Source organism: Arthrobacter burdickii (assembly GCF_030433645.1).
Lineage (GTDB): Bacteria > Actinomycetota > Actinomycetes > Actinomycetales > Micrococcaceae > Arthrobacter_D > Arthrobacter_D burdickii.
The window spans coordinates 2,341,594-2,355,188 of the sequence record NZ_JAROCG010000001.1 but is presented as its reverse complement, the minus strand read 5'-3'; the positions used below and the strand labels follow the sequence as shown (position 1 = coordinate 2,355,188).

Annotated in this window: 8 protein-coding genes; 3 read left to right on the top strand and 5 right to left on the bottom strand. The window is 69.6% G+C overall.

Annotated features, from left to right (window positions below):
* Positions 1-1,392 (bottom strand): bifunctional folylpolyglutamate synthase/dihydrofolate synthase, encoded by a 1,392-nt coding sequence (locus P5G52_RS10950; protein WP_301227312.1) that lies wholly within the window; start codon positions 1,390-1,392, stop codon positions 1-3.
* Positions 1,385-4,690 (bottom strand): isoleucine--tRNA ligase, encoded by a 3,306-nt coding sequence (gene ileS / locus P5G52_RS10945; protein WP_301227310.1) that lies wholly within the window; start codon positions 4,688-4,690, stop codon positions 1,385-1,387. The genes P5G52_RS10950 and ileS overlap by 8 nt, the downstream gene beginning before the upstream one ends.
* A gap of 420 nt (positions 4,691-5,110) precedes the next feature.
* Between ileS and P5G52_RS10940 the strand changes: the two genes are divergently transcribed.
* Positions 5,111-6,439 (top strand): cytochrome P450, encoded by a 1,329-nt coding sequence (locus P5G52_RS10940; RefSeq protein ID WP_301227308.1) that lies wholly within the window; start codon positions 5,111-5,113, stop codon positions 6,437-6,439.
* A gap of 48 nt (positions 6,440-6,487) precedes the next feature.
* Here P5G52_RS10940 and P5G52_RS10935 read toward each other — a convergent pair whose 3' ends face one another.
* Positions 6,488-7,462: a diacylglycerol/lipid kinase family protein gene (locus P5G52_RS10935; protein WP_301227306.1), complete on the bottom strand. Its 975-nt coding sequence runs from the start codon at positions 7,460-7,462 to the stop codon at positions 6,488-6,490.
* A gap of 5 nt (positions 7,463-7,467) precedes the next feature.
* Positions 7,468-8,262, bottom strand: coding sequence for an SDR family oxidoreductase (locus P5G52_RS10930; RefSeq protein WP_301227304.1), 795 nt, complete (start codon positions 8,260-8,262; stop codon positions 7,468-7,470).
* 279 nt (positions 8,263-8,541) lie between these two features.
* Between P5G52_RS10930 and P5G52_RS10925 the strand changes: the two genes are divergently transcribed.
* Positions 8,542-10,068 (top strand): SulP family inorganic anion transporter, encoded by a 1,527-nt coding sequence (locus P5G52_RS10925; protein WP_301227302.1) that lies wholly within the window; start codon positions 8,542-8,544, stop codon positions 10,066-10,068.
* A gap of 53 nt (positions 10,069-10,121) precedes the next feature.
* On the top strand, positions 10,122-12,746 hold the full coding sequence (gene valS, locus P5G52_RS10920; RefSeq protein ID WP_301227300.1) for a valine--tRNA ligase: 2,625 nt from the start codon (positions 10,122-10,124) through the stop codon (positions 12,744-12,746).
* A gap of 63 nt (positions 12,747-12,809) precedes the next feature.
* On the opposite strand, the gene P5G52_RS10915 is transcribed toward valS, so the two are convergent.
* On the bottom strand, positions 12,810-13,427 hold the full coding sequence (locus P5G52_RS10915) for a mycothiol-dependent nitroreductase Rv2466c family protein (RefSeq protein ID WP_301227298.1): 618 nt from the start codon (positions 13,425-13,427) through the stop codon (positions 12,810-12,812).
* Positions 13,428-13,595 lie beyond the last annotated feature (168 nt).

Sequence of the window (13,595 nt, the reverse complement as noted above, 5' to 3'; positions counted from 1 at the left end):
CTACTTCCCTAGGAGCGTGCGGGCTTCCCCGACCACGGTGATCGAGCCGGTTACGAGGATCCCTCCGGCGAGGTCGTTGTTCTCCTCCGCCTTCATCACGGCCCACTCCAGCGCGTCGTCCAGCCCGGGGGCGATGTTGATGTTCTCCTCCGCGAAGCCCGCCGACAGCGCCGCCTGCAGGAGGTCCGCGGCAGGGATGGAGCGGGGCGACGTCGACTGCGTCAGGCAGACGTCCTCGAGGATCCCGGCGAGCTCCTCATGGAGTTCGGCGAGGATCGCGGCGGCGTCCTTGTCCTGCAGGACGCCGATGACGAGGACGAGGCGCGAGAACTCGAAGGCCTCACGGATCCCCTTGGCCGCGGCGCGGGCGCCGGCAGGATTGTGGGCCGCATCCACGATGATGCTCGGAGCCGTACGGACCACCTCGAGGCGTCCGGGCGACGTGACGGCACGCAGCCCGTTGCGCACGAGCTCCGTCTGGAGCTCCCGCTCGCCACCGCCGAGGAAGGCCTCCACCGCGGCGACGGCCACGGCCGCGTTCTCCGCTTGGTGCTCACCGTGGAGGGGCACCAGCAGCTCCCCGTAGCGGCCGGCGAGCCCGGTGAGCGACACCACCTGCCCGCCGACGGCGACCGTGCGCGACTCGACACCGAACTCGACGCCTTCGAAGCGGAATTCCGCTCCCACCTCGCGGGCACGCTCGAGGAGGACCTGCGCGGCGTCGCGGGGCTGGATCGCGCTGACCAGGAAGGAGCCGGGCTTGATGATGCCGGCCTTCTCGAGCGCGATGTCCTCGACCGTGTCGCCGAGGAGATCGGTGTGGTCGAGGGAGATCGGTGTGATCACGGCGACCTGCCCGTCGCCCACGTTGGTGGCGTCGGTGATGCCGCCGAGCCCCACCTCGATGACGCCGACGTCGACCGGCTCGTCCGCGAAGATCGCGAACGCGAGGATGGTGACGCACTCGAAGTAGGTCAGGCGTGGTTCACCGGCGGCCTGCAGCTCACCGTCGACGATGTCGAGGTAGGGCCTGATCTCGTCCCATACCCGGACGAAGGTCTCGTCCGCCACGGGCTCTCCGTCGATGCTGATGCGCTCCGTGACCCGTGAGAGGTGTGGACTCGTGTAGCGGCCGGTCCGAAGATCGTGCGCCAGGAGGATGCTCTCGATCATGCGCGCCGTCGACGTCTTGCCGTTGGTGCCCGTGATGTGGATGATCGGGAAGGCCCTGTTCGGCTCGCCCAGGATCTCCATGGCCCGGTGCAGCGGAGCCATCCGGGGCTCCATCCGGTCCTCCGGCGCCCGGCTCAGCAGCTCGGCGTACACGCTCTCGACCGAGAACGCATCGAGTTCTGCGCGGCCCTCGGTGCCGGTTCCGTTCGTGTCATCCATGCTGCTGCTCCTGCTTCCCGACGGTGATGCTGAATTCATTGCCCGAGCCCTCGACCGCCGTGATGCGCAGGTCCAGCGTCAGGGTCTCCGCCCTGATCAGCTCGGCATTCGCCTCGAGCGCGGCCACCTGGTCCGGCGCCACGCCGATGGTGGTGGTGATGCGGTCGCTGATGTCGAGGTCGGCATCGCGACGGGCCTGCTGGATGGCGCGGATCGCGTCGCGGGCTGTTCCCTCAGCCGCCAGTTCGTCCGTGACCTCCGTGTCGAGGACCAGGAACCCGCCACCCGGCAGGACCGTCACGGCCTTGGAGGCTGCATCGTTGCCCTCCACCACGGTGTCGAGCGTGTACTCGTGCGGCTCGAGGGCGAGGCCACCCGCGGTGACGCCGCCGTCGTCGTCCACGGACCAGTCCCCGGACTTCGACGCCTTGATGACCGTCTGCACGTTCTTGCCGAGGCGTGGGCCGGCGGCGCGGGCGTTGACCACGAGGCGCTGGGAGATGCCGAATTCGGCCGGCTCGGCGTCGGCCGAGTCGACGAGCCGGACACCCTTGAGGTTGAGTTCGTCCGCGATGATCGCCGAGTACTGGCCCGAGAGGCCCTCTGCGCCGGGCGCGACGACGGTCAGTTCCCGCAGCGGGAGCCTCACCCTCAGGTTCGCCGCCTTCCGCAGGCTGGAGCCCACGGAGCACACCTGGCGGGTGCGGTCCATCTGCTCCACGAGGTCGGGAGCGGCGGGGAACGACGCCGCCTCGGGCCAGTCGGTGAGGTGGACGGACCGACCACCGGTGAGGCCGCGCCAGATCTCCTCGGTGACGAGGGGAAGCAGCGGTGCCGCGACGCGGCACACGGCTTCGAGGCATGTGTAGAGCACGTCGAAGGCGTCGGTGTCCTCGTCGAAGAAGCGCTGCCGGCTCCGGCGGACGTACCAGTTGGTGAGCGTGTCCAGGTACCGGCGCAGGGACTCGCAGGCGTCGCTGATGGTGAAGGCATCGAGGGCCTCGGTGAGGTCACGGATGAGGTTGCCGGTGTTCGCGAGGATGTAGCGGTCGATCGGCTCCCTCAGCTGGGCCGCGGCCTCGGGGGTCACCGTCTTCGCCTCGTAGCCGTCGCCGCCGTTGGCTGCGTTCGTGTAGAGGCTGAAGAAGTGCCAGACGTTCCACAGCGGCAGGATGACCTGGCGGACGCCGTCGCGGATGCCCTGCTCCGTGACCACGAGGTTGCCGCCGCGGAGGATGGGTGAGGCCATGAGGAACCAGCGCATGGCGTCGGAGCCGTCCCGGTCGAAGACCTCGGAGACGTCCGGGTAGTTGCGCAGGCTCTTGGACATCTTCTGCCCGTCGGAGCCGAGCACGATGCCGTGGCTGATGACGTTGCGGAAAGCCGGCCGGTCGAACAGCGCCGTGGAGAGGATGTGCAGCATGTAGAACCAGCCGCGCGTCTGCCCGATGTACTCGACGATGAAGTCCGCGGGGTTGTGGGTGTCGAACCACTGCTCGTTCTCGAAGGGGTAGTGCACCTGTCCGTAGGGCATGGACCCGGAGTCGAACCAGACGTCCAGGACGTCCTCGACGCGGCGCATGGTGGAGCGGCCCGTCGGGTCGTCGGGGTTGGGCCGCGTGAGCTCGTCGATGAAGGGACGGTGGAGGTCCACCTCGCCCTGCTTGTTGAGTGGGAGGCGGCCGAAGTCCGCTTGGAGCTCGGCGAGCGAGCCGTAGACGTCGGTGCGCGGGTACTCGGGGTCGTCCGACTGCCACACCGGGATGGGGCTGCCCCAGAAGCGGTTGCGGCTGATGGACCAGTCGCGCGCGTTGGAGAGCCACTTGCCGAACTGGCCGTCCTTGACGTTGCCGGGGATCCAGGTGATGTCCTGGTTGAGCTCCACCATGCGGTCGCGGATCTTCGTGACCTCGACGTACCACGAGGACACGGCCCGGTAGATGAGCGGCTTGCGGCACCGCCAGCAGTGCGGGTAGCTGTGCACGTAGCTGGCTTGGCGCACCAGGCGTCCCGCGGACTTGAGCACGCGCGTGATGTGCCGGTTCGCGTCGAAGACCTGCAGTCCGACGATGTCCGCGAGCGGGCCCCTGCCGAACATCGGCAGGAACTTCGCGCCCTCGTCGACCGAGAGGATCACCTGGATGCCGGCGTCCTCGCACACCTTCTGGTCCTCCTCGCCGTAGGCGGGTGCCTGGTGTACGAGGCCGGTGCCGTCCGTCGTCGTGACGTAGTCCGCCACCAGGATGCGGAAGGCGTTGCGGTAGCCGCCCTCCTCGGGATCGGCGAGGTAGTCCCACAGCGGCTCGTAGGTGAGGCCCTCCAGCTCGGAGCCGAGGTGCCGCGAGGTGACCGATTCCCGGGCGGCGGCGGCGTCCGCGAAGCCGAGGTCCTTGGCGTAGTTGCCGAGCAGGTCCTCCGCCAGCAGGTAGCGCCCGGTTCCGCCGTCGCGCTCCGCCTCGACGACGACGTACGCGATGTCGGGCCCGACGGCGAGCGCGGCGTTGGTGGGCAGCGTCCAGGGCGTGGTGGTCCAGGCGAGGGCCTGGACGCCGGCGAGGTCCTTCGAGAGGGCCGATTCGCCTGCGAGGAGGGGAAAGGTGACCGTGACGGTCTGGTCCTGGCGGTCCTGGTAGACGTCCTCGTCCATCCGGAGTTCGTGGTTCGACAGGGGGGTCTCGTCGTTCCAGCAGTACGGCAGCACGCGGTACCCGTTGTAGGTCAGGCCCTTCTCGTGCAGCGTCTTGAAGGCCCAGAGGACGGACTCCATGTACTCGGGGTTGAGGGTCTTGTAGTCGTTGTCGAAGTCCACCCAGCGGGCCTGGCGGGTCACGTAGTCGCGCCACTCCCCCGCGTACTTCATGACGGAGGCCCGCGCTGCGTCGTTGAAGTTGTCGATGCCCATGGCGACGATCTGCTGCTTGTCGGTCATGCCGAGCTGCTTCATCGCCTCGAGTTCGGCGGGCAGGCCGTGCGTGTCCCAGCCGAAGCGGCGTTCCACCCGGTGGCCGCGCTGCGTCTGGTAGCGACCTACGAGGTCCTTGGCATAGCCGGTGAGGAGGTGGCCGTAGTGCGGCAGGCCGTTGGCGAAGGGCGGGCCGTCGTAGAACACGAATTCGTTCGATCCGTCGACGCCGGCATCGCGGGCATCGATGGAGGCCTGGAAGGTGCCGTCCTCCTGCCAGTAGCGGAGCACGCGTTCCTCGAGCTCGGGGAAGCGCGGGGAGGCGCTGGTTCCGGAGGAAGCACCGCTGTCGTCGGGCGACACGGCTTTGGGGTAGATCTGCGGCATTTGTCTCATCCTGTGTACGGCGGCGTCGGGTGGAGCAGGAGTCCTGCCGTGAGGACGGGCGCCCGTTCCGTCGCCGCCGGTTGCCTGACCGGCCGCAGGGAACTGGACCCGCGGTACCACCTCACTTGCCGCCGTCGTCCGCCGTGCCGCTCGTCGCGGTCACGGCAGCCTGGGCCGCCGCTCGTTTGCAGGCTGTGACGGGCCGCCCCGTCCGGTTCTACGGGCCATCGTCCCCTGTGGGCAGGCCTTTCTTCCGGAAGCTCACCGGTGATTGCCGGGTCGATGCTTGTCCTTCAAGTCTAGCCCTGCCGCGAATTCGTTGTCGAAAGGGCATGCACACCGCCACCGCCCACGGGCCCTGTGAAATGCGTTGTGGGCATGGGGCGTGCTTGGCAAGGTGGGAGACATCCGACAGCGACAGGACACGCCATGCCAACGCCGACCCTCCCCACCGCGTCCGCACTCGACACCGCCCGGGTGCTGATGGGGGTGATCCTGCCGGCGGTCGCGGAGGGTCCCATCATCCGGCGCCCGCGGGCCGTCGGCCTCGCCGCCCGACTGGAGCTCGATGCGAGGGCCGTCGGCATCCTCCAGCAGCTCCATGCCCGGTACCCGGACGGTCCGCTGCTGCTGAAGCTCCCCTTCCGGAGGCAGGCAGTCGTGCTCGCACCCGAGGACGTGAACACCGTGCTGGCCCGTTCGCCCGAGCCGTTCTCCCCGGCCAGCAGCGAGAAACTCGCGGTCATGGCGCATTTCCAGCCCTCCAACGTCCTGGTCTCCCGTGGTCCGGAGCGCACGGTACGCCGCGCCCTGCAGGAGCAGGTCCTCGACACGAGCCACCCCGTGCACCACCTCGCCGACCGGTTCGTCCCCGTGGTGGAGGAGGAGATGCGGCAGCTCCTCGTCGGTGCCGAGCACAGCGGCTCGCTGCCCTGGAGCGATTTCGCCGAGGCCTGGCAGCGCGTGGTGCGCCGCGTGGTCTTCGGTGACCATGCCCGGGACGACACGGAACTCACCACGATGCTGAACAGGTTGCGGAAGGACGGGAACTGGGCGTTCCTGAAGCCCGTGCGCAGGAGAACGCGTGAGCGGTTCCTCGCCCGCATCCGGGACGAGCTCGCCCACGCCGAGCCCGGGAGCCTCGCCTCGGTCCTGGCCGCCGTCCCCGAGGGCGACGGGGCCGAACCCGTGGACCAGGTGCCCCAGTGGCTCTTCGCCCTGGACAACAGCGGCATGGTGGCCTTCCGGACCCTGACCGTCCTGGCGACCCACCCGCAGGCCATGGAGGCCGCGCGGCGCGAGGTTGACGCCGACGCCTCGGGCCGCCGGTTCCTCCCGTACCTGCGCGCCTGCGCCCTGGAGGTGCTGCGCCTCTGGCCCACCACGCCGATGATCCTGCGCCAGACCACGCAGCCGGTGCAGTGGGCGCGGGGCCTGATGCCGGCCCGGTGCGGCGTGCTCATCTACTCCCCCTACTTCCACCGCGACGAGCACCACCTGCGCGACGCCCACAACTTCTCGCCGGAGCGCTGGCTCAGGGACGAGGACGACGGCTGGCCGCTGGTCCCGTTCAGCGACGGACCGGTGGTGTGCCCGGGGAAGCAGCTGGTGCTGCTGCTGACCAGCGCAGCGCTGGCCTCGCTGGTCGGTGTCCGGGACTTCAGCGTCGAGGAGGGCCAGCCGCTGGATCCCTCCCGCCCGCTGCCCGGCACCATCGACAACTACTCGGTGCGACTCGGCGTCTCTCCCCGGATGTGAAGGCTGCAGGCGTCCTCCGGGGGGCCGCGTCAGTGCAGGGCCGGTGAATCAGTGCAGGGCCGGTGAATCCGCCGGCATCAGCACCTTCAGCGCCCTGGGCGCGATCGTCATGGCTGCTGGAAGCGGACCCACCAGCTCGCCGTCCGCGTACACGTTGAGGGGTTCGTCCGCCGTGATCCTCACGCTCGAACCACGCGCCGCCGCGATGCCGCGCCGTCCGAGATGCCGCCCCCGGTACGAGAGGAGGAAGGTGGCTACGACGGTCAGGAAGGACGACCGGCCCAGGGACACCACGTCCAGCAGTCCGTCGTCGACCTTCGCCCGAGGGCAGATCCGCAGTCCACCGCCGTACTGTCCCCCGTTCCCGACAGCGACGAACCAGCCGGGAAAGACCCGCTCCGTCCCGTCGACGGACAGCGTGAACGTCACGCCGCGCCAGGCCCGGAACGCCTTCAGCCCGCCGTAGAGATAGACGAACGGACCCAGGGCGACCCGGGTCGCGTTACCGTACTCGTTGGCGAGCGCATCGAAGCCGACGTGCGCGACGCCCAGGTAGGGTCGACCGTTCACCTGGCCCAGATCGATCGCCGTGACCTCGTAGCGCGGGAGCGCCCTGACGGCCCGTACGGGGTTCAGCGGCAGGCCGAGGCGCCGCACCGCGTCGTTGGCGCGGCCTCCGGCCAGGGGCAGGAGGACGGCGCCGGAGTCCCGGGCGCCGGCCGCGACGGCACCCAGGAAGCCGTCACCGCCCAGGGCAGCGACGACGCTCCCCGGAGCGGCCGTGCGCGCCCGCTCCGTGGCTTCGCGGAGACTCCCGGTCATAACGGTGGAGACTGTGAACCCTGCGCGCCGGAGCGCTTCGGCCGTGCGGGGTGCGAGCCGCCGGGCCCGTCCCCGGCCTGCCGTCGGACTAACGAGGAGCAGGGCGTCTCCCCCGGCCCCCGGAAGGGTTCGCGGTTCCCGGCGTGGGCGCCACCGATCGGCGCCTGCGGCCGGGCGGCGAGGACCCTTCTGTCGGGGCACGGGGATCAGCCCCGGAGCACCTTGTGGTTGGCGGCCTGCGCGAGCGGACGCAGGACGAGCTGGTCGATGTTCATGTGGTGCGGCGCATCCAGCGTGAAGGCGACCGCGGAGGCGACGTCGTCCGCAGTCAGGGGGTAGTCCACACCCTCGTACACCTTGTCGGCGGCACCCTGGTCCCCGCCGAGGCGGTTGAGGGAGAACTCCTCGGTGCGCACCATGCCGGGCGACACCTCGATCACCCGGATGTTGTTCTCCGCCTCCTCCAGGCGGAGCGAACGCGCCATCGACTCCTGGGCGGCTTTCACGCCGCAATATCCCGCGCCGCCCTCGTAGGCCGCGAGCGCAGCCGTGGAGGTCAGGAACAGGACGCTGCCCTGGCCGCCGGACCGGAGCGCCGGCAGCAGGGCGCGCGTCATCCGCATCGACCCGAGCACATTCACGTCGTACATCCACTGCCAATCCTCGGTGACGCTGTCCACCACGCGGTCCGCCCCGAAGGCGCCGCCGGCGTTGTTCACCAGGGCGTGGACGGGACCGGCGGCCGTGACCTCCGCGGTGAAGGCGTCGACGGACGCCTGGTCCGTGACGTCGAGGGCCACGGCCGTCGCGCCGGTCTCCTCCGCGAGGGCCTCGAGACGGTCGACGCGGCGCGCCGCCGCGACGACGTCCCAGCCGTTCCGTCGCAGGGCACGGACGGTCGCCGCGCCGATGCCGGAACTGGCTCCGGTGACGACGGCGCGCAGGGCCGGAGGGGCGGGGACGACGGGTGCGCCGAGCGGCGCGGGGGATGTCGGAGTCATGGGGCCACTGTAGCGAGCCGCGGCGGGACGCAGCTTCCAGGGAGCGTGAACTGCCCGGGGCGGCCGGAATCCGCCTGCCGGTTCGATACACCGCCGGTCCGCCGGTAACGTTGAAAGCGCCTGTCTGCCCCGGTGACGACGCCGGGCAAGCCATCCGGGTCCAGTCACGCGTCCGCTCACGCATCCCATCCCGCGTCCCCAGTATGTTCCCGGCATGTTCCCGGCATGTTCCCGGCATCAGCAGGCGCTCCGCGCCACCACCGAAGGAAGAAACGAACCATGACCGCTCCAGGCCCCTCGACGACCGACGCTCCCCTGTCGCCCGTCGACCGCCAGTCGGTGCGGACGGCGCTGCGCACGCCGAGACTCCTGAAGACCGAGGTGCTCGCCGGTCTCGTCGTCGCGCTCGCGCTGATTCCCGAAGCCATCGCGTTCTCGATCATCGCCGGCGTCGATCCACGGCTCGGACTCTTTGCATCCTTCACTATGGCGGTGTCGATCGCGTTCCTCGGCGGCAGGCCCGCCATGATCTCCGCCGCCACCGGTGCCGTGGCCCTGGTGGTCGCACCCCTGGTCGCCAGCCACGGACTGGACTACTTCCTCGCCGCGGTCATCCTCGGCGGAGTGTTCCAGGTCGTCTTGGGACTCACCGGCGTGGCACGGCTCATGCGGTTCATCCCGCGCTCGGTGATGGTGGGCTTCGTCAACGCCCTGGCCATCCTCATCTTCCTGTCCCAGGTCCCCGAACTCCTCGGCGTCCCGTTCCTCGTCTACCCGATGACCGCCGTCGGCCTGCTGCTGGTCTTCGGCCTGCCCCGCGTCACCCGGGCCGTGCCTGCGCCCCTGGTGGCCATCGTGGTGCTGACCATCGCCGCCGTCCTCGCGCACGCCGCCGTCCCGACTGTCGGGGACAAGGGCGACCTGCCGGACAGCCTGCCCTCGCTGTTCTTCCCCGACGTGCCGCTGGACCTCGAGACCCTGCGGATCATCGCGCCGTTCTCCCTCGCCCTCGCCGCCGTCGGACTCCTGGAATCGCTGATGACCGCCAAGCTCGTCGACGACATCACGGACACCCGCTCCGACAAGACCCGCGAGTCGTGGGGCCAGGGCGTCGCGAACATCATCACGGGCTTCTTCGGCGGCATGGGCGGGTGCGCGATGATCGGCCAGACCATGATCAATGTGAAGGCCTCGGGCGCACGCACGCGGATCTCGACCTTCCTCGCCGGGGTCTTCCTGCTCATCCTCGTCGTCGCACTCGGCGACATCGTGGCGCTGATCCCGATGGCTGCGCTGGTCGCCGTCATGATCTTCGTCTCGATCGCGACGTTCGACTGGCACAGCATCCGGCCCTCCACGCTCAGGCGCATGCCGAAGAGCGAGACCCTGGTCATGCTGGCCACCGTGGTCGGGACGGTCTGGACGCACAACCTCGCGATCGGCGTCGGCGTCGGCGTCCTCGTCGCGATGGTGGCCTTCGCACGCCGCGTTGCGCACTTCGTCACGGTGACGCGCCGGGAGGACACCCGCGACGGGGAAGCGCACGTAACCTACGCGGTCGACGGCGAACTCTTCTTCGCGTCGTCCAACGACCTCTACACCCAGTTCGACTACGCGCGCGATCCCCGCCGGGTCACCATCGACCTGCACCGATCGCATCTCTGGGACGCCTCGACCATCGCCGCCCTCGATGCCATCTCCGAGAAGTACCGGGCGCACGGCACGGAGGTGGACGTCGTCGGCCTCAACGAGGCGTCCGCGTCCATGCGCGACCGGCTGCGCGGCCAGCTCGGCGCCGGCTCCTGAGCCCGGAGCACCGGACGGACCCCGGGCCACCCGCCGTAGGGAACAATGGACCTATGGCCGATACGACCCAGGGCACAGACACGCCCTCCCCCCAGCCCGTTTCCGTTCCCGACAAGCCCGCCCTCGAGGGCCTCGAAGAGAGGCTCTCCCGGCAGTGGCGCGAGGACGGCACCTACGCCTTCGACCGCGACACCACGCGCGAGCACGTCTACTCGATCGACACCCCTCCGCCGACGGCGTCGGGGTCCCTCCACGTCGGACACATGTTCTCCTACACCCAGACCGACGTCATGGCGCGCTTCAAGCGCATGCGCGGCGCCAACGTCTTCTACCCCATGGGATGGGACGACAACGGGCTGCCGACCGAGCGCCGCGTCCAGAACTACTACGGCGTCCGCTGCGACCCCTCGGTCCCCTACGACGCCGACTACCGGCCGCCGGCAGAGCCCGCGAAGAACCAGCGCGACTTCGACGCCGTGTCGCGCCGCAACTTCATCGAGCTCTGCGAAGAGCTGGCCGTCGAGGACGAGAAGGTCTTCGAGAACCTCTTCAGCACGCTCGGTCTCTCGGTCGACTGGGACCTGACCTACCGGACCATCGACGACACGTCCCGTGCCGTCTCGCAGCGCGCCTTCCTCGAGAACCTCAAGGCCGGCGACGCCTACCTGGCCGAGGCCCCCACCCTCTGGGACGTCACCTTCCGCACCGCCGTCGCCCAGGCGGAGCTCGAGGACCGCGAGCAGCCCGGTGCCTACCACCGGATCGCGTTCGCCGCGCCGAACGGCGAGCAGATCCACATCGAGACGACCCGGCCCGAGCTGCTGCCGGCGTGCGTCGCCCTCGTGGCGCACCCCGACGACGAGCGGTACAAGCCGCTCTTCGGCACCACCGTCTTCTCGCCCCTGTTCGACGTCGAGGTCGAGATCAAGGCCCACCCCCTGGCCAAGCCCGACAAGGGCAGCGGCATCGCGATGATCTGCACCTTCGGTGACCTGACGGACGTCACCTGGTGGCGCGAGCTTCAGCTGCCGACGCGCGCCGTCGTCGGCCGCGACGGGCGTATCCGTTCGGAGACGCCGGACTGGATCACGACGGAGCGCGCCCGCGGGAACTACGCGCAGGTGGCCGGCAAGACGATCTTCAGCGCCAAGGAGGCCGTCGTCGCTCTGCTCCGCGAGAGCGGGGACCTCGACGGCGAACCGAAGAAGATCCTGCACCCGGTCAACTTCTACGAGAAGGGCGACAAGCCCCTCGAGGTGGTCACCAGCCGCCAGTGGTACATCCGGAACGGTGGACGCGACGCCGGGAAGCGGGACGCCCTGATCCAGCGCGGCCGCGACATCGACTTCCACCCGTCCTTCATGCGCTCCCGCTACGAGAACTGGATCGAGGGTCTCAACGGCGACTGGCTCGTCTCGCGCCAGCGCTTCTTCGGTGTGCCCGTGCCCGTCTGGTACCGACTCGACGCCGACGGCGAACCGGAGTACGACGACCCGATCCTGCCCGCGCTCGAGTCGCTGCCGGTCGATCCGGCGGCGGATCCGGCACCCGGCTTCGAGGAGTCCGCCCGCGATCAGCCGGGCGGCTTCATCGGGGACAGCGACGTGCTGGACACCTGGGCGACGTCGTCCCTCACACCCCAGATCGTCGGTGGCTGGGCGCGCGACGAGGACCTGTTCGGGAAGGTCTTCCCCTTCGACCTCCGTCCGCAGGGCCACGACATCATCCGGACGTGGCTGTTCTCCACCGCGGTGCGGGCGGACGCGCTGCAGGATTCCGTGCCGTGGAAGCACGCCGCGCTCTCCGGCTGGATCCTCGACCCGGACCGCAAGAAGATGTCGAAGTCCAAGGGCAACGTGGTCGTTCCCACGGACGTCCTGGAGCAGTTCGGTGCCGACGCCGTGCGCTACTGGGCGGCCTCGGCGAAGCTCGGCGCGGATACCGCGTACGAGGTGAACCAGATGAAGATCGGCCGTCGCCTCGCCATCAAGCTGCTGAACGCGTCCAAGTTCGTCCTCAACCTGGGCGTCACGGAGGCGTCGATCGGCGAAGGCTCGCTCGCACGCGTCACGAACGCCCTGGACACCTCCCTGCTGGCGCAGCTGCGGTCGGTGACGGAGCAGGCGACGGCCGCCTTCGAGAAGTACGACTACGCGAGGGCGCTCCAGCTGAGCGAGTCCTTCTTCTGGACCTTCACGGACGACTACGTGGAGCTGGTCAAGGACCGCGCCTACGGTGATGCCGGCGACGCCGGGACGCAGTCGGTGCAGACCGCCCTGGCCACGACGCTCGACGCCCTGCTGCGCCTGTTCGCGCCGTTCCTGCCGTTCGCCACGGAAGAGGTCTGGAGCTGGTGGCGCTCCGGTTCGGTCCACCAGGCGGCATGGCCGAGCGCCGACACGCTCGACGCCCTGCCGGAGACCTCCGACACCGAGGTGCTCACGTCCGTCGCGCTCGCGCTCGGCGGCATCCGCAAGGCCAAGTCCGAGGCGAAGGTCAAGCAGCGCACCGAGGTCGAGACCGCCGTCGTGACGGCGCCCGCCGCACAGGTGGAGCAGGTCCGGGCGGGCCTGGCCGACCTCCTCGCCGCCGGCAACGCCAGGGACCTCCAGCTCGCGGAAGGCAACGGCCCCCTGGCCGTCTCCGACGTCGAGCTGGTTCCCCAGCCCGCCGAGTAGTCGCTCGCGCAGACAGGAGGGGACCCACCCTGCAGGGTGGGTCCCCTCCTGTCTCCGGCAGCCCTAGTCGAACTTCGGGCGCTCGGTGCGGGAGCGCTTGAGCTCGAAGAACTCGGGGAACTCCGACATCAGCACGGCGCCGTCGAAGATACGGCCGGCCTCCTCACCGCGCGGGATCCTCGTGAGGACGGGCCCGAAGAAGGCCGTGCCGTTGAAGGCGACGACCGGGGTGCCGACCTCGTCACCCACGCGGTCGATCCCGTCCTTGTGGGAGGCCCGGAGCTTCTCGTCGTACTCCTCGGAGTGCGCGAACTTCGCGAGGTCGGCGGGCAGTCCCACTTCCTCGAGCGACTCGCTGATGACGACGTCGAAGTCCTTGTTCTGGCCGATGTGGATGCGGGTCCCCATCGCGTCGTACAGCTTCTTGACGTACTCGTCCCCGTGCAGGTGCGCTGCGGCGATGACGACCCGGACCGGGCCCCACCCCTGCAGCATCAGTGCCTTGTACTCCTCCGGCAGGTCGCGTCCCTCGTTCAGGACGGACAGGCTCATGACGTGCCAGTCCACCGAGATGTTCCGGACCTGCTCCACCTCGCCGATCCAGCGCGAGGTGATCCAGGCGAAGGGGCACAGGGGGTCGAACCAGAAATCGGCTTTCTGGGTGGTCGTGGACTCGCTCATACGGGACTCCTTCTGGGGTTGGTGAGGCCGGGGCCTTTTCCGGTGCAACCCGCCATACCTCCTCCCTATTCCGTCCGAATTCCGTCCGAGTTGGTGCCGTGCGCCGCGAGGCGGTCTAATGAAAGGACACGACCGGTCGAAGATGCCTGGCGCTACTCCTGCGTCGCC

What these genes read in the sequence shown, in the direction of transcription:
- P5G52_RS10940 (WP_301227308.1), top strand. Translation starts at nt 5,111, where the DNA reads ATGCCAACGCCGACCCTCCCCACCGCGTCCGCACTCGACACCGCCCGG.
- P5G52_RS10950 (WP_301227312.1), bottom strand. Translation starts at nt 1,392, where the DNA reads ATGGATGACACGAACGGAACCGGCACCGAGGGCCGCGCAGAACTCGAT.
- valS (WP_301227300.1), top strand. Translation starts at nt 10,122, where the DNA reads ATGGCCGATACGACCCAGGGCACAGACACGCCCTCCCCCCAGCCCGTT.
- ileS (WP_301227310.1), bottom strand. Translation starts at nt 4,690, where the DNA reads ATGAGACAAATGCCGCAGATCTACCCCAAAGCCGTGTCGCCCGACGAC.
- P5G52_RS10930 (WP_301227304.1), bottom strand. Translation starts at nt 8,262, where the DNA reads ATGACTCCGACATCCCCCGCGCCGCTCGGCGCACCCGTCGTCCCCGCC.
- P5G52_RS10925 (WP_301227302.1), top strand. Translation starts at nt 8,542, where the DNA reads ATGACCGCTCCAGGCCCCTCGACGACCGACGCTCCCCTGTCGCCCGTC.
- P5G52_RS10915 (WP_301227298.1), bottom strand. Translation starts at nt 13,427, where the DNA reads ATGAGCGAGTCCACGACCACCCAGAAAGCCGATTTCTGGTTCGACCCC.